The sequence below is a fragment of the Streptomyces bobili genome (assembly GCF_002154575.1).
GTDB classification, from domain to species: domain Bacteria; phylum Actinomycetota; class Actinomycetes; order Streptomycetales; family Streptomycetaceae; genus Streptomyces; species Streptomyces bobili.
In genome coordinates, this window is the sequence record NZ_MUBA01000054.1 from 21080 (window position 1) to 37152 (window position 16073).

The window sequence follows — 16073 nt, forward strand, 5'->3', positions numbered from 1 at the left end:
GGCGATGGCCGGGACAGCGGATTTCTCAGGCGCTCAGGCAGGTCCTCGCTACCTGCCGATCGCCGATCATGGCCTGATCGGCGACCTACGTACGGTGGCCCTGGTCGGGACCGACGGCACGATCGACTGGTACTGCTGCCCGTCCTTCGACGCCCCCAGTGTCTTCGCCTCGCTCCTCGACGCCGATCGCGGCGGATCCTTCGCCCTGGCCGCTGCTGTGACGGCGCGGACCAAACAGTTCTACTTCCCCGACACCAATGTGTTGATCACCCGCTTCTACACCGAGGACGGCGTCGGGGAGGTACAGGACTTCATGCCGGTGACGGACAACGCGCTCGAGATCGAGCGCCACCGACTCATCCGCCGCGTCGTGTGCGTACGGGGCACCGTCCCCTTCCGAGTGCGCGTCGCCCCGCGCTTCCACTACGGCACCGCCTCGCACACCCTGCGGATGTCCCCCGACGCCGCCGTCTTCACCTGTGCGGACACTCGCCTCGCCCTGACGGCGACGGTGGCGCTGGAGGGCGACGGCACCGACGTGCGCGCTGAATTCAAGCTGAGCGAGGGCGAGTCGGCGGTGTTCGCGCTCGACCAGATCGGCGACGACATCACCCAACGCGGCTGCGCTCACGCGGAAGCGGAACAGCAGTTCACCGCCACGGTCGCCTACTGGCGGGGCTGGCTGCGCCAGTCCCGATACCGCGGACGCTGGCGGGAAATGGTGCACCGCTCCGCCCTCACCCTCAAGCTCCTCACCTATGCCCCGACCGGTGCCATCGTCGCCGCCCCGACCACGTCTCTGCCCGAGCAACTCGGCGGAGAACGCAACTGGGATTACCGTTACGCGTGGATCCGCGATGCCGCGTTTTGCGTCTACGCCCTGCTCAGGCTGGGCTTTGCCGGGGAGGCCGAGGCATTTATTACCTTCCTCACCGCCCACATCCGTCCTGGCCAGACCAACAGCTCGGGGCCGTTGCAGATCATGTACGGCATCGACGGTCGCACTGACCTGACCGAGAGCGAACTCACTCACCTCGAGGGCCATCAGGGATCCGCCCCCGTACGGATCGGGAACGCCGCCGCCGACCAGCTCCAGCTCGACATCTACGGAGCCCTCATCGATTCCGTCTACCTCTACGACAAGTGGGCACAGCCCATCTCCAGTGATCAATGGGACGACGTGTGTGCCATCGTGGACTGGGTGTGCGCCCATTGGGACCAGCCGGACGAAGGCGTATGGGAAACGCGGGGCGGGCGTAAGAACTTCATCTACTCGCGCCTGATGTGCTGGGTCGCTATCGAACGGGCGATCCGCATCGCCAACCGACGCGGCCTGCCCGCCGACCTGCCACGGTGGCAACAGTGCCGCAACACCGTCTACCGGCGCATCATGGAACGCGGCTGGTCGGAGCGACGCCAGGCCTTCGTCCAGCATGAAGGCACGGACGTGCTCGACGCAGCCATATTGATGATGCCTCTGACGAAGTTCATCGCGCCCACGGACCCGAAATGGCTGTCCACCCTGGATGCCATCACGCGGGACCTGGTCTCCGACTCACTCGTCTACCGCTACGACCCCCGATCCAGCCCTGACGGGCTGCGCGGCGACGAAGGCACGTTCTCCATCTGTTCCTTCTGGTATGTCGAGGCACTCGTGCGTGCAGGCCGCCTCGACGAAGCGCAGCTGGCTTTCGAGAAGATGCTCACCTACGCCAACCATCTCGGCCTGTATGCCGAGGAGATCGGGCGGACCGGAGAGCAACAGGGCAACTTCCCCCAGGCATTCACGCACCTATCGCTCATCAGCGCGGCCTTCAATCTCGACCTCGCCTTGGGTTAGGTCGTTGCCCAATGCGGTCACAGCATCCAGCCCACCGTGCAATTGGCTATGCCGGCCACAGTATCGGCTCACCCACGGGGGCGGCGAGCGAGATCATGCTCAAGGTGTCCTGGCACCGGTGGTCCCTCGCCGCCGAGATGCCCTTAGGTCGGCGCGGTCCCACGGCGCTATCTCATTCGGTCTGGTCTTTTCTGAACTGGCAGATGAGCCATACGTCTGAGCACTCACCGGAGGTCTTCATGGCTATCACAGCAGGAGACTCGTTGTGGGACCTGGCGGTGGGGACGCCGGCCGCCGGGCCGCTCAGCGGCCACGAGGGTCCCGTGCGCGTGATCGCGTTCTCGCCGGACGGGCGCCGCATCGCGAGCGGCGGCGCGGACGCGACCGTACGGCTCTGGGATCCGGTTGCCGCCTCCCGGACTGGGCGACCGCTGACCGGTCGCACGGGGCCCGTCAGATGCGTGGCTTCCTCACCGGACGGACAACTGGTGGCGAGCGCAGGTGACGACGCGACCGTGCGGTTCTGGTCGCCGGCGGCCGGCCGGCCGCTGGGCGAGCCGCTCACCGGCCACGACGGACCCGTCACTGGCGTGAGCTTCGCACCGAAGGGAGGCTTGCTCAGCACGGCGGGAACGGACAGGACGGTACGACTGTGGCCGACGCCGTCAGTTTGACGTTGCATCGCGTGCGTGGTCCGCGCTGTACCGCCTTCAGACAACGCAGCCTCCCCGGCTCCCGGTTCGCGGTGTCGGCGCGCGCACTTTCCAGCAGACGGCGCCAGGAGGTCACCGTCGGCCGGCGCTTGAGCAGGGCCCGGCGTTCCCGTTCGGTCATGCCGCCCCAGACGCCGTGCTCGATGCGGTGATCAAGGGCGTGGGCGAGACACTCGGTGCGCACCGGGCAACCCGTACACAGGGCCTTGGCCCGGTTCTGGGCCGCACCCTCGGCGAACAGCTCCTCCGGATCAGCACTGCGGCACACCGCCCGCGCACTCCAGTCATCCTGATCCCCGGCCATCACGGCCCCCGTCCTCCGCACGCTGCGATCCCGCCGTCATCCCCCGGGCAGGCGCAGTGCGCAGATGATACGGCACACGCACCAGGCACCGGATACCCGTCAGCCACGGCCAACCCCTTCGGATGGAAAGGGGACTTGACGCGCACCCCGCACATCGTGCCCACGCAGCCGGACGAGTCGATCGCGTTCACCGCCCGTGCGTGGTCGCTCGAGGGCCGACGGCCTGTCCGCGCGCAGGTGGAGTGGGCGCCGAGCTGAGCACGGCTGCGGAACTGCCGAGCAGAGGTGGGGATCTTCACCCCATCACCTGCGCAGCGACGAACGCCTGACCGCAGGAAGCGCCCCGCCTTCCCTACGCGCGGGCGGCCGGACGACGGGCGTTGCAGACCGGGCAGAGTTCCATCCAGACGCCCATCATCAGCGGGCCGTGCCAGTGCCGTAGGAGGTCGGTGCCGCAGCGGGAGCACGGGCTGACCGGCTGTTCGTCCTGGGGGCTGACACCAATCGGTCCGGGGCCAAGGAGCTGTGAGGGCGCGCTCGTGCATATATCTGCCCCTGAACGCGCGCCTGCGCTCACTCCATGTGGCGAACTCCGTGTCCGGCCTATGGCCTGCCCCGTGGAGCGCGCGATGCACTGGGGCGTGAACCGAGCGGTGCTGTACCGACGCCGGAGCGCCGGGGCGTGACTGTCCCTGTCCTGCGGCGTCGGCAGGTGGCCGCGATGAGGGCTGTGCAAGGGAGGTGCGATGGCACTGATGTGGATGCAGTCCAGCGCCTCGGAGTGGCTCGCTGCCGCTTCGGAGGATCCCCGGGCGTGCAAGCGGGAGTGGCGGTTCGGCCTCATGGGTATCGCGCTGCTTCCCGCGGGGCGCCTGTGGGATGTGGTGATCGTTGCGGAAGAACTGGGGCGGGGTGTTGCCGACGTCCTGGAGGATCTGCCGTTGCTGAGGCCGGGGCCTGTTCTGTGTGACGCGCGGCGGTCTCAGGTGGGCTTCTTCGTGCCGCCGGGCACGGCTTCCCGGTGCCTTGGCCCGGGGCTGCGCTGCGCGGGCGAGGGCGCGTGGATCACAGCCCCGGCGCCGCACCACCGCTGGGGCTCGCTGCGCTGGCTGATCTCCCCGGACGGTGCCGGCACACTGAACCAGCCCGACGTCCTGGCCCTGACCTTGAAGCGTGCAGCGGGCCGGCCGGAGCGTGGGCTGAGCGGGTGATGGCGGCGGGAGTGCTGGTGCCGTGCTCCTAGATCACGCGTTGGCAGAGCATGGATCCTCACGGTGTCGACGCCGGCCCTGCTCGGGACCTCACAGCTCCCACATGGGCGGGATGACCCGGATGCCGTCCTCGCACGCGACGGCGAGCGCGGCCGGACCGTGATGGTCATCAGTCCCCGGGGATCTTAGCCAGTGTGTACTGGCTCCGGGGAGCAGTGGCCTCTGCTCTGGATCAAGATGGAGGGCGGGTGCGGCGGGAAGTTCCCACGGTGGCAATCTGGGCCGACGCATCCCCGGAGCCCGTCTGTTGAGAACAGTCTGCGACAGAGAGGGAGATCGGTGAGTTCCTGACGCCACGCAGTGCAGGAGCGAAGCAGGACGGTATCCGTACCAGGGTGATGGGGAGCAGCTCAGGCAGTACTCCAGTGGTGCGCGCGGGCGCCGCGCCACTCGATCCACGAGTTGCCGTCCAGGATGCTGTCGGGGTCATGGATGCCCACGCCCGACGAGCTCGTAACAGGATCTTGTTGAAGCGTGTTGGTGGGGCGTAACCGGTGTGACGATTCGGCCATTCGTGGAATGCGGGTACTCGACCGTGGATCGTGGACGATGAGTTGTGCGCACTGATCGAGCCATTACTGCCGCCGTGGCCGGAGCGGTCCCCGGAGCCGACCAGTGGCGGATCGGCTCTGCCTCCAGGGCATTCTGTTCGTCCTCTACAGCGACATAGCCTGGCGACTCCTACCCCTGGAACTGGGTTCGGCTCGAGACGAACCTGCTGGCGCCGCCTGGACGGTGGCAGACAGCAGGAGCCCTCGACCGGCTGAATCGGGTCCTGTTCGCGGAGCTGAACGCGGCCGCCGAACTCGACTGGTCACGTGCGTGCGTGGAGGCTCTCACATCCGCGCGCTGCGCATGCCAGTCGCCGCCCTGCTCGACCGGATCCCCCTGGGGAATGAGGGTTCGAGCCCGCGGCAGATCCAGCTCCGTCCTGGCATCGCCCTTGATCTTGACCGCCAGTTCCTCCAGGCCGTGGGAGAAGCCCCGCATGAACGGCTGGTCCGCGTCGCAGACCAGCAGCTGCCCCGGGTGCAGCAGCCGTACGCCGTCGTCGTGGTAGAAGAAGGCCTCGCCGGCGAGCGTCAGGTAGCAGGCCACTGCGTCCGAAGGCACGCGGCGGATCTCGGACTTGGCCCGCTCGACGACGTGCGGGCTGCCGACAACCCGGGCCAGGTGAGCCGTGGGGAGCTGAAGGTTGATCTCCGTGGCGTCGAGCGCGGTGTCGTGCAGCGATCGGCAACGCAGCCCGATCAGGGCTTTGGCATTGTGTTCCTCCCACCGGGCGATGCGGTCGGTCTCGGGAAGGCCGGCTGTGCTGAAGCGCACCGGAGCGTTCATCATGCCGCTCGTCATGCCTCCAGGGTAGAGGTCCGGATCTCGCGGTACTCAAGGCCGTCGACACTCCTCTCGGCCATGTGGCAACTACTCGAATCGCAAGGGGGTAGGCCGGGCGTGGCACGCGAGGACGAGGTCGACGGATTTCCGTCTGGGCGCGGGGACAGGCAGCCGTCACTGCACGGCACCACGGTCACGGTGGCCGCCCGTCCCGGCGCGTCCGACACCGAGCTCACCCGCAACACGCCCGCCGCGCCCCGCGTGCCCGTCACCTGGCACATCCTGCGCGCCACCACCGATCCGACCGTCCCCGGCGGCCAGTACTACGGCCCCGGCAACCGGGGCTGAATGCCTGAGACGGCCACATGTCCCCTCAGCCGCCTACGATGCGGGCATGCCATCGTCTGGGATCGCTCCGGAAAGCCGTCGCGGGGGAACGAGGCCGACCGGCCTGGCGCCGACACGAGCGGACCGGATCATCAGAGCACTGTCGTGGTGGTGGGCGTCTGCGCCCGTCCTCCTGTTCACCCCGGCGATCGCGTATGCGATGGGGCTGCCGGACGTGAGACGAGAGATCGGCTGGGCGTTCGGCCTGATGGCCCTGTTCACTGCCGTGATTGCGCCGGCAGCGGGACTCGTGGTGGTCCGGGTCGGGGACCGGCGAGAGGTACGCGGGCGATTCCTGATCATGGCCGCGGTGTCCAGTGTGCCGATTCTCTTCTTCTTGTTCTTCGGAGTGCTGTTCCCCGAGTGCCCGGACGGATACCACTGCTGACAACAGCCGACGAAATGAGTTGAGTTGTCGGTGGGTGATGAGGCAGCAGGCGAGTTCGAGGAACGCATCGTGGATGGCGGCTCGTCGTTCCCAGCACACGCGCCGTCGGCGCAAGCCCGTGCAGCCGGGCGAAGGTCCCCTCGACCACCCACCGGTCTTCGGCCACAAGTTCCGGGCGTTCACCGGGCTCACGCCGATGCGGTACGTCGAAGCCCGGCGGAGGTTCCTGCGCGAGCATCCCGGTCACGTCCGAGAGTGTCCCCGACGAGTGCGCGTGTACCGAAGAGATGGCCATCACCCGGCGGCGCCCCGACCAGTCCTCCTCGATCTTGTACGTGAACGGTTCCGCTTCGAAGGGAGCTGAGAAGCGGCCCACCAGTCGCCGGTGAACGCTCGATTCGATCGTTCGGCCCTGCTGCCCCAGGCGGTGCGCACGTGCTGTCGGCGTTCCTGCACAGGGCCGCCGTCGGGACGGAGTGCGGCGGAGCGGCGCGGGCGCTCGGGCCGGACTCCTCCGAGCCGGCGGTCGACGCGGAGACTCTCCAGGTGCGAGTCGCTCGGGCATCGCAGCGCCGATCCAGCGATTCTCGTCCTGCCGGCGCGACGACAGCTTGGTTGTCGTGCAACGGGTGGAGGCCGGTATTCGGCCTCCGGCGGGGGCGATGCGACGGCCCGACCGGCAGGCATGTCCGAACACGTGACAGAGCGTATCGACATAAAGAATGCTTTTCATATCTATGTGGTGATATAAGAGGCATATTCCAGCGAGTGGGGCTGTCAGCACCTGCGCTCGACAGTCGGACTGGCGTTCCATATCGGGGGATCTGAGGGAGAGGACCATGCGGCGGTTCAGAATCGCGATGCCCCGGCAGGCGCCGACGCCTGTCGCACATCGCCCAATCCACCGCGAGGAAAGTCGGGCACGCTGGTACGCCCCCTTCTCGGTGACGGTGGACCTCCTTGCTGCGGCACTACCGGTTGCTGCGGCTTTCGTAGAGGTTCGCGAACCCCACCCCCTGCGCCTGGCGGCCGCGGCCGCCCTGCTCTGGCCGCTCATCGGAGTGGTCAGCAGGCGGTACACGCCCTTGGCCTGGGGCGACGGGGGCGGCCTGAGAGCCGTGATACGGGACTGGCTGGTCCTTGTCGGCGCCCTGGCCACTCTGCGTGTGGTCTGCGGGCTGGACAGCGTGCCTGCCGAAGCGTTCACGGCACTGATCCCCGCCCTGGTTCTCACGGGCGTCTGTCAGAAGTTGATCCACCGTCACCTGCTAGCGACCCGCCGAGCAGCCCGCGCCCTGCGCCACGTGGTCATCGTCGGTGAGGCCCCGACGGTCGACGCCGTTGTCGAGCAACTCGCCCAGCGCACCGACCACGAGTATGTGGTGGTCGGAGCGTGCCCGGTGGGTGAGGGCGAGGTCCTTTCCGGAGTGCCCGTGTGTGGGCGACTGCCCCTCGAGACGCCCGAGACGCCCGAGGAGGATGCCGCGGCGGTGCTGGGGGCGGCCGAGGAGCTCCTGGCCGACACGGTATTCGTGGCACCCGGTCCGCATGTCTCCGGTGACCGGGTGCGCAGACTGTCATGGATGCTCCACGACCAAGGCCGCTCACTCGTGATGCTGCCGGGGATCGTCGACGTCGCACGACGGCGTGTACGGCCGACGTCGGCAGCCGGTCTCACCCTGCTGCACATCGCGCCGCCTCTGCAGCGCGGCATGCACACGCTGGCGAAAGCCCTCTTGGACCGAATGGCTGCCCTGATACTGATCGTGCTGCTCTCACCGTTGCTGTTCGTGCTGGCCCTTGCCGTCCGGTTCGGCTCGCCGGGGCCGATCCTGTACCGGCAGACACGCATGGGCCGCGGCATGACGCTGTTTCCCATGTGGAAGTTCCGCACCATGGTGGTCCACGCGGACCGGATGAAAAGCGGGCTGGAGGCGCAGAACGAGAACGACGGGCACATGTTCAAGATGCGTCAGGACCCCCGGGTCACCTCTGTGGGCCGTATCCTGCGCCGCTACTCTCTGGACGAGCTGCCTCAGCTGTTCAACATCCTCTTCGGTCACATGTCCCTGGTCGGTCCGCGCCCTCCGCTCCCCGAGGAGGTCGCCAACTACAACAGCGTCGAGATGCGCCGGCTCCGCATCAAACCGGGCCTGACGGGTCTGTGGCAGGTGAGCGGGCGGTCGGATCTGTCGTGGCGCGAGACGGTCGCGCTCGATCTGCGCTACGTCGACAACTGGTCGCTGGCCGGTGACATGAACGTCATGGCACGCACGGTGCGCGTGGTGCTCGAAGGACAGGGCGCCTACTGAGGCCGGATGCGGCCCTTCCGGGGCCGCATCCTCCATCCGGGCAGGCCTGCCGCCAACACGCCGAGATCGCGGACGATCCGTCCCGGGGGACGGTAAGGATCGCGGCTGGAGACGTCTCAGGCCCTCGGAAGGGACACCGCCATGGCACAGACCTCAGCCGCACACCACAGAGCCGCACCGTCCAAAATCGCCCCTCACCCAGGTGACACCCACGGCACCACCACGCATCAACCCCTCGGAGGGCGCTCCCTGCGCGGGTTCACGGGCACCGGATACGACAAGGGCCGCTCCCTGCCGGTCCAGGCCGCGTGGTACGCCGTCCTTCATCTCCTCTTCGCCACTTGGTGGTTCCCGGCGCGCTGGCGGCCGGCACTACTGCGCGCCTTCGGGGCCCAGGTCGGGCAGCGGGTGCTCATCCGGCGCGGAGTGCGGATCCACTGGCCCTGGAAACTGGACATCGGTGACGACGTCTGGATCGGTGAGGACGCCTGGATCCTCAATCTGGAACCGGTCACGATCGGCCACGACTGCTGCGTGTCCCAGGGTGCACTGCTGTGCACGGGCAGCCATCGTCGCCGTTCCGCCACCTTCGAGTTCGACAACGGCCCCATCCGGCTGGAAGCGGGCAGCTGGGTCGCGGCGCGCGCCGTCGTCCTGCGCGGGGTCACCGTCGCGGTCGGCGCGGTAGTGGGTGCCGGCGCCGTCGCCCACCGGGACCTCGCACCGGGCGAGGTCCTCACCGTGGGCGGTGCGGCGGTGACGGACGCGTCCGTTACCACCATGCCGGCGAAGGGAACCACGACATGAGACTGGTTCATGTCGTCACCCTCGTCAGCGACGGTGGCGCTTTTGGCGGGCCGACGAGCGTGGCCCTGGCCCAGCTCGAGGAGTGCGCCGCTCGCGGCCACGATGTGACGCTGGTGTCGCTGTGGCGGGGCCGATCGCCCGCCGCGCGCCGCCTCGGCGCCGTCCGTTTCCTTTCCCGTCCGGCATGGCGGGTCGTCCCGGGCCGGGGTTGTCTGGGACTCATGCACCCGCTGCTGCTGTGGGACTTGTGGCGGGCCATGGGGCACGCCGATGTCGTGCAACTGCACGCGGGACGCGACCTCGTCTCGCTCTCCGCGCTCCTTGTGGCCCGCCTGCGGCGTACCGCTTTCGTCACCCAGACCCACGGCATGGTTGAGCCCCGCGGCCACACCCTGGCGCGTGTCTTCGACCGTCTCTACGTGCCTCTGTTGCGCCGGTCGCGCTGCTGTTTCGTGCTCACCGAGCGGGAGCGCCGGGCCCTGACCGACGTACTGGGTCCGGACGCGCCACCGCTGGTTTCCCTGCCGAATGGTCTGCGCGTGGGCGATGAGGCGGGCACCCTGCCGCGCAGCGACCATGAGGTGGTCTTCCTGGCCCGGCTTCATCCGCGCAAACGCCCGGAGGCGTTCGTCGAGATGGCCGCCCTGGTGCACAAGGAGATGCCTGAGGCACGCTTCACCTTGTTCGGTGCGGACGAAGGGTCGCTTCCGGCCGTGCGTCAGGTGATCGCGGATCGCGGACTGACCGAGGTGGTCTCGTACGGCGGTGCGCTGGACCACTCCGCGGCACTGGAGGCCTACCGCAAAGCGGCCGTTTACGTCCTGCCGAGTGTGGATGAGCCCTTCCCCATGACGGTGCTGGAGGCACTGGTCGAAGGAACGCCGGTGGTGTGCACGGACAGCAGCGGCATCGCGGCCGAACTGACACGCAGGGGAGCGGCGCTGGTCACCGACGGCAGCCCGGAGACTCTGGCCGACGCGGTGTGCCTGCTGCTTGCCGACGAGACGCTACGCCGCTCTGTGGCCGAGGCCGGTCGCCGTGCGATCGAGGAGGTCTTTTCCATCCGGGCGGTCGTGGACCGACTCGAGGACGTCTACCGGGGGCGACCGGGTCACGGTTGATCTGGATGCTCCGGCCGTCTCGGGCCCGCCGCGGGCGCGGTGGTTTCGAGACGGCCGGTGCCCGCAAGGGCGTCAGCGCGCCGGGGTGCGGCTGACCGTGCGGAGAATGTCCTCGAAACGGGAGGCACAGTCCTCCAGGGCGAACTCCCGCTCGGCGAGGGCACGGCTCTCCTTGCCCAGGGACTCGGCGCGAGCCGGGTCGGACAGGATTTCCTGGGCCCATGCGGAAGCCTCGTCGAGTGCGGACTCCGCCGGAGGGAAGACCGCTGAGCCGGCCTGCCGGAGGAGGTGCGCGGCCAGGTTGTCGCCGGGCATGAGTCCGAGCACCGGACGCCCGGCGCACAGATACGACAGCGTCTTGGACGGGACGGAGAACTGACCTGCGTCCGCTGCAAGGACGACGACGAGAAGGTCGCCCGAGCCCAGCACTTCGGGCAGTCGCGCGTAGGGCTGGAAGGGCAGCAGGGTCAGGTCGACCCCGCGGGCGGCTGCGGCCCTCCTGAGGACGGGCACGGCAGGGCCGTCGTTGACGACGACGAGACGGACCGGGGTGCCCCGCTCCCCCAGCCGTTCGGCCAACTGCACCAGCAGCACCGGGTTGTGCTTGAGACCCAGGGTGCCGGAGTACAGCACCGTCCGCACCCCGTTCAGACCTTGTTCGGCGGACCAGTCGTTTTCCCTTGTCCGCGGGACGATCTCGTCCAGCGGTGCCCAGTTGGGAATGACGGTGACCTTGGCGTCGGTGCCCCACTGCTGGTGGATCCGCAGGAAGGACTGCGCAATCACCACGATGGCCGTGGCCTTGCGTGCCGCCCACTTCTCGCCTGCCCCGAAGACCCTGGCGGCGACACCCATGGACTTCGCGACACCGGCGAACGTCTTCAGTGCGACGGCCGTGACGTCCTGGTGCCACAGCACCCAGGGGATGCCGAGCCGTTTCAGCATGGCCGCTGCCGCGACCAGCATGGGGATGGGCAGGTTGGACAGCATGGCCACATCGGGCTTCTCCCGGCGCACCTGCCGGGCCAGTTCAAGGCCCAACAGGGTCTCCTGGCAGAGCCGTTGGAAGTAGTGCTCCTTGCGGAGCGCGGTGCTGTCCCCGATGGTGACGAAACGCAGGCGCGGCGCGTCTCCGGCGAGGTTGCCCTTGCCGGACACGTAGGCGGTGCAGGTTGAGTGGACGACATCGTGGCCGCGGCGTGCCAGTTCCCTGCTCAGTTGCGCCTGGAACGGGTGGCCGCTGTAGTCGTGCACGAGGATCCTCATCGGCTCTCCGTGGCGGGGTCTCGGCTCGGTCTCACTGGTGGGAGCGCTTGACCTGGTCGTAGACCCAGGCGTAGGTCTTCTCCAGGCCGTCGAGCAGGGAGATCGACGGTTCCCAGCCGTAGATCTCGCGGATCAGCTTGTTGTCGGAGTTGCGGCCGCGTACGCCTTGTGGGGCGTCCAGCTGGTAGGTGCGTTCGCAGCGGATGCCGGCGATCTGCTCGACGATGTCGACGAGCTGGTTGATCGTCACCAGTTCCGACGAGCCGAGGTTGACGGGGACACCGCTGTCCGCGTGCATGATCATCTGGGTGCCGTGGAGGCAGTCGTCGATGTACATGAACGAACGGCTCTGCTGTCCGTCGCCCCAGATGTCGATCCGGTGGTCACCGGACACGACGGCCTCGGCCACCTTGCGGCACACCGCGGCCGGCGCCTTCTCGCGACCGCCGTTCCAGGTGCCGTGGGGGCCGTACACGTTGTGGTAGCGGGCCACGCGAGTGGTGAACCCGTGGTCCTCGGCGTAGTGCCGGCACATGCGCTCGGAGAAGAGCTTCTCCCATCCGTAGCCGTCCTCCGGCTGTGCCGGGTAGGCGTCCTCCTCCTTGAGGGCGGTGACATTGGGGTCGGTCTGTTTGTCGGCGGCGTAGACGCAGGCGGAGGAGGAGTAGAAGTAGCGCTCGACACCGGCCTCGTGCGCCGCCTGGAGCATGTGGGTGCTGGTCAGCACCGACATCATGCAGGCGGCCTTGTTGTTCTCGATGAAGCCCATGCCGCCCATGTCGGCGGCCAGCATGTACACCTGCCGCGCGTTCTGGACGCCCGCCCGTGCACTGTCGAGCAGTGAAAGGTCGGCGATCACGTTCTCGGCGTCCTGGTGGAGCTGGTACCACTCGTGGGGAGGCTTGATGTCGATGGAGCGGACGGTCTTCCCCTGGGCGAGAAGTTCGCCGACGAGGTGACCGCCGATGAATCCCCCGCCTCCGGCCACGACGACATCGGTCTGCTTGCTCATGCGCGGTTCCCTTTGTGTGTTGGGGGTCTGATGGGTGATCAGTAGGTCCACCGCCGCCTGTCACGGCCGATCCAGCACCGGGCCTGCGGAGACCTGCGCGATAAGCTATGCAGATTTGTCCTGATTTGAGATCTAAGGCACGCCAGTGGTCATGGAGATCACTCGATGACCATGTTTGAGGACTAATACATCGATTCCTTCGTCTAGTGCGTGGTGAGCCCAGTTCTGCGTTCAGGACCGCTATATATCCTTTGGTGAGGTTTCAGGACGAAAAATCGCTCGACGGAGAGGTCCGGATGCGAGGCGCCCGCGTCCGCAGCGTGGCCGCGGTCTCCCTGTGGACCGTGACCCTGATCGTCCTGCTGCCGGGGCTGGTCCTCCAGTCGGACGGCATGCGGATGTCGTCGGCGCTCCTTCTCCAGGCTGTCGTCGTCGTCCACGCCGGTGGTGCGCTCGCCCGGGTGCTCACTGCTCCCACCGTGCGGTTGGTCGGCTTCGGCTTCTGGGTCTTCGCCTACATCTGGCTCGGTCTGGCGCCCCTGGCGATGCTTGCCTCCGACGCGTACCCGTGGCCCTACCGGGCCGGCGAGGCGACGGCCTGCACAGCGGTCGCTGTCATCGAGCTGGGTCTCGTGGCCTACAGCGCCGGAACGGCGCTGGCCGCGCGCCACCGGCAGGCCCGCGCGGTGACCGCCCCGCCGGGGCTGCTGGAACGGCTGCTCTCACGCCGTCTCGCGCCCTGGCGCCTGCTGGCGCTGAGCGGTGTGGCCCTCGCCTTCGCGTTGCTGCTGATCTCGCGTCAGCCCGGTCGGCTCTCCGCCTACTTCACCAGCCGTCAGGCGATCACAGAAGCCGGCGCCATCGGTGACGGGGAGGGCGCCTTCCTCCAGGTACTGCTCAGCTGGTCACTGTCCGTGCCCGCATTCTGGGCGCTGCTGGGACTGCTGCACGTGCCCCGTCTGACGGGCGGCGACCGCTGGCTTCGCGTGCTGCGCCGACTCCTGCTTCCGGTGCTCATCGTACTGAACGCAGTCGTCAACAACCCGGTCAGCAAACCCCGGTTCTGGGTCGGCACGGTCGTACTGACGCTGCTGTTCACCGTGCCCCGGCTGAGCCGGCCCCGCGCCTTCCGGATCACGGCCGCCGCAATTGTCGCGGCGCTCCTGGTCGTCTTCCCCTACAGCGACTACTTCCGCTACAGCGACCGCGAGGAGGTGGCCGTGACCTCCCTCGCCGCCCAGTTCACCGCCAACGGAGACTATGACGCCTTCCAGCAGGTACAGACAGGCATCGACTTCACACGGGACAACGGGTTCTCCCCGCAGGACGCCCTCGGCCCCCCGCTGTTCATGGTGCCGCGCTCGATGTGGCCGGAGAAGCCCGAGGACACCGGCATCAGACTGGCTCGCTACGCAGGCTATGAGTTCCGCAATCTCTCCGCGCCGCTGTGGATCGAGAGTTACCTCTGGGCCGGTCCGCTCGGCGTGGTGGGCGTCTTCTGTCTCCTCGGCTCGCTGGGACGGCGAGTGGACGACGTGCGCCACCTGCTGCGCGGCCGGTCGGGCAGTCTCGCGGCATTGCTGGTGCCTGCCTTCGCCTTCTACCAGCTGGTCTTCCTGCGCGGCAGCCTGCTCGGCATCGCAGGCCCGCTGACCCTCCTCTTGACCGTTCCGCTTCTCATCAGCACCCGCACCGGCCGGCTCCCCCCGGCAGCGAAGCCGATCGCACCAATCCGTCATACATCCATCTCCGGAACAGGAGGGCACCGGTGACCGGCCCCATCCCATTCGACGACCGGTACGACGAACCGGACCAGCTACGCGACCAACTGCGCCGAATCCTGCGCCACCGCGCTCTGATCGCGCTGGGCATCCTCCTGGGTGTCCTGGGCGGGCTGGCCCTGTCTCTGCAGCGCGCCCACACCTATCGCGCCACCAGCGAAGTACTGGTGCGCTCCACCACCGACCCCTTCGGCGCCGTGGGCGTCTCGGCCGACAACCAGGTCAGCATGAGCACCGAGCAGCGGATCGCCGCCAGTGCCACCGTCGCCGTGCGCGCGACGCGCCTCCTGGGCCGGCCCGACAGCCAGGCCGGGACGCTCGGTACTCAGGTGCGGGTCACCAACCCGCTCCAATCACAGGTCCTGCGCTTCGAGTTCACCGCCGGCAGCCCACAGCGCGCGGCGCGCGGCGCCAACGCCTTCGCCGACGCCTATCTCGGCGACCGCGAAAGCCGAAACGACGCCACAGTGGCGCGGACCACCCGCGCTCTGCAGCAACAGATCGCCGTGCTGAACCAGCGGCTGTCCCTGGGCGTCGAGACTGCCAAGTCCGCGGCCCAGAACCAGCTCTACAACCTGCAGAAGCGCGCTCTCGACATCAAGGCCCGCGACACCGACGGTGGCGACGTCGTCCGCAGGGCCACAGCGCCCGCCCTGCCCGTCGGCCCCGGGCTGCGGACCCTGATCGCCCTCGGACTGGCATCCGGACTTCTCCTGGGCATCGTGCTGGCATGGGTACGCTCCGCCCTGGACAGCCGGGTCGGCTCGGTAGGCGAGGTACAAAGCGCCCTGCGCGCTCCGGTGGTCGGCGTCCTGCCTGCCGACGGCGGTGACGGGGACGTGCTGACATTCGGCCGTGCCGCCGGTCCCCGGACGGAGGCCTACCGGGCTCTGGCATTCCGGGTGCGGCAGATCGGCGACCCGGGTGGTCCCGGCCACCTGCTCGTGGTGGCCCCCCGGCGGGCCGGCGACGCCGAGGAGGTCGCGGCCAATCTGGGCGCCGCCCTGGCAGACAACGGCAGCGACGTGCTTCTGCTCGACACCGCCGCACGCACCACCGGCCTCGCCACGCGGCTGCCCCTGATCCCCATCGAGGTTCCCGCCCCGGGAGAGTTCCCTCCGGCCGGAAGCGCCTTCGTCGACGCCGATGTCGCCGGCCGCTTCGCCTACTCCTCGGACAGTGCCACCGGTCCGTCGGACCGGACGGAAGCCGCCGATGCCGGCGCGTCGACCGTCGTCGTCACGAGGCCCTTCCTCACACACGCTGACGCGCTGTCCGTCGCGCAGCGTGCCGACGGCATCCTCGTGGTCGTCCGACCGGGCCACACCCGGCGGGAGGACCTCCGGCAGATGCAGGAGCTGATCGGCTGCTCCGGTGGACGCATCCTTGGGGCCGTGCTGGATGCCGGGCGCACGCGCCGGAAACTGCGCGCCCTACGCCGCCCGAAGCACAACTCCGCGTCGGGAACCGGCCTCCCCTCCACGGAACTCCCCGAGCGGGACGCCACGCTGAGCACCTCCCGCCGGTGACCGCCCC

General features: G+C 68.5%; 14 protein-coding genes and 1 pseudogene. 10 read left to right on the top strand and 5 right to left on the bottom strand.

Annotation, left to right across the window (positions count from 1 at the left end; translation table 11 throughout):
* The first annotated feature begins 4 nt into the window (after positions 1-4).
* Positions 5-1840 carry a glycoside hydrolase family 15 protein gene (locus BZL64_RS04905; protein ID WP_244205188.1) on the top strand — a complete coding sequence of 612 codons (1836 nt, stop codon included), beginning with the start codon at positions 5-7 and terminating at the stop codon, positions 1838-1840.
* A gap of 239 nt (positions 1841-2079) precedes the next feature.
* Positions 2080-2514: a WD40 repeat domain-containing protein gene (locus tag BZL64_RS42115; RefSeq protein WP_158101501.1), complete on the top strand. Its 435-nt coding sequence runs from the start codon at positions 2080-2082 to the stop codon at positions 2512-2514.
* On the opposite strand, the gene BZL64_RS04915 is transcribed toward BZL64_RS42115, so the two are convergent.
* A complete protein-coding gene (locus BZL64_RS04915; RefSeq protein WP_086766528.1) occupies positions 2459-2857 on the bottom strand; it encodes a WhiB family transcriptional regulator in 399 nt (132 codons plus the stop codon). The genes BZL64_RS42115 and BZL64_RS04915 overlap by 56 nt on opposite strands.
* Before the next feature lie 746 nt (positions 2858-3603).
* Between BZL64_RS04915 and BZL64_RS04920 the strand changes: the two genes are divergently transcribed.
* The gene (locus BZL64_RS04920; protein WP_244205189.1) at positions 3604-4068 is read left to right on the top strand and encodes a hypothetical protein; all 465 of its coding nucleotides are present in this window, start codon (positions 3604-3606) and stop codon (positions 4066-4068) included.
* A 741-nt stretch (positions 4069-4809) separates the two neighbouring features.
* On the opposite strand, the gene BZL64_RS04925 is transcribed toward BZL64_RS04920, so the two are convergent.
* Positions 4810-5481 carry an AraC-like ligand-binding domain-containing protein gene (locus BZL64_RS04925; protein ID WP_086766530.1) on the bottom strand — a complete coding sequence of 224 codons (672 nt, stop codon included), beginning with the start codon at positions 5479-5481 and terminating at the stop codon, positions 4810-4812.
* Positions 5482-5580: 99 nt separating this feature from the next.
* Here BZL64_RS04925 and BZL64_RS04930 point away from each other — a divergent pair, with 99 nt between their 5' ends.
* Positions 5581-5811, top strand: coding sequence for a hypothetical protein (locus BZL64_RS04930; RefSeq protein WP_425276011.1), 231 nt, complete (start codon positions 5581-5583; stop codon positions 5809-5811).
* Positions 5812-6025: 214 nt separating this feature from the next.
* Positions 6026-6238 (top strand): hypothetical protein, encoded by a 213-nt coding sequence (locus BZL64_RS04935; protein ID WP_244205193.1) that lies wholly within the window; start codon positions 6026-6028, stop codon positions 6236-6238.
* 9 nt (positions 6239-6247) lie between these two features.
* On the opposite strand, the pseudogene BZL64_RS40855 reads toward BZL64_RS04935, so the two are convergent.
* Positions 6248-6392 (bottom strand): annotated as a pseudogene (locus tag BZL64_RS40855) (IS5/IS1182 family transposase); the annotation flags it as partial.
* A gap of 685 nt (positions 6393-7077) precedes the next feature.
* On the opposite strand from BZL64_RS40855, the gene BZL64_RS04945 reads away from it, so the two are divergent.
* From BZL64_RS04945 to BZL64_RS04955, 3 genes are all read left to right on the top strand, one after another.
* A complete protein-coding gene (locus BZL64_RS04945) occupies positions 7078-8550 on the top strand; it encodes a sugar transferase (protein WP_244205190.1) in 1473 nt (490 codons plus the stop codon).
* A 141-nt stretch (positions 8551-8691) separates the two neighbouring features.
* Entirely contained in the window at positions 8692-9357 is a 666-nt protein-coding gene (locus BZL64_RS04950) for an LbetaH domain-containing protein (protein WP_244205191.1), read from the top strand.
* Positions 9354-10478: a glycosyltransferase gene (locus tag BZL64_RS04955; protein WP_086766534.1), complete on the top strand. Its 1125-nt coding sequence runs from the start codon at positions 9354-9356 to the stop codon at positions 10476-10478. The genes BZL64_RS04950 and BZL64_RS04955 overlap by 4 nt, the downstream gene beginning before the upstream one ends.
* A gap of 72 nt (positions 10479-10550) precedes the next feature.
* Here BZL64_RS04955 and BZL64_RS04960 read toward each other — a convergent pair whose 3' ends face one another.
* Together BZL64_RS04960 and BZL64_RS04965 are read right to left on the bottom strand one after the other, a co-directional pair.
* Positions 10551-11744 (bottom strand): glycosyltransferase family 4 protein, encoded by a 1194-nt coding sequence (locus tag BZL64_RS04960; protein WP_086766536.1) that lies wholly within the window; start codon positions 11742-11744, stop codon positions 10551-10553.
* Between the two features lie 31 nt (positions 11745-11775).
* The gene (locus BZL64_RS04965) at positions 11776-12756 is read right to left on the bottom strand and encodes an NAD-dependent epimerase/dehydratase family protein (RefSeq protein ID WP_086766538.1); all 981 of its coding nucleotides are present in this window, start codon (positions 12754-12756) and stop codon (positions 11776-11778) included.
* A gap of 296 nt (positions 12757-13052) precedes the next feature.
* On the opposite strand from BZL64_RS04965, the gene BZL64_RS04970 reads away from it, so the two are divergent.
* Together BZL64_RS04970 and BZL64_RS04975 are read left to right on the top strand one after the other, a co-directional pair.
* A complete protein-coding gene (locus BZL64_RS04970; protein WP_244205192.1) occupies positions 13053-14528 on the top strand; it encodes a hypothetical protein in 1476 nt (491 codons plus the stop codon).
* Positions 14525-16066, top strand: a complete 1542-nt coding sequence (locus BZL64_RS04975; protein WP_086766540.1) for a hypothetical protein — start codon at positions 14525-14527, stop codon at positions 16064-16066. The genes BZL64_RS04970 and BZL64_RS04975 overlap by 4 nt, the downstream gene beginning before the upstream one ends.
* Positions 16067-16073 lie beyond the last annotated feature (7 nt).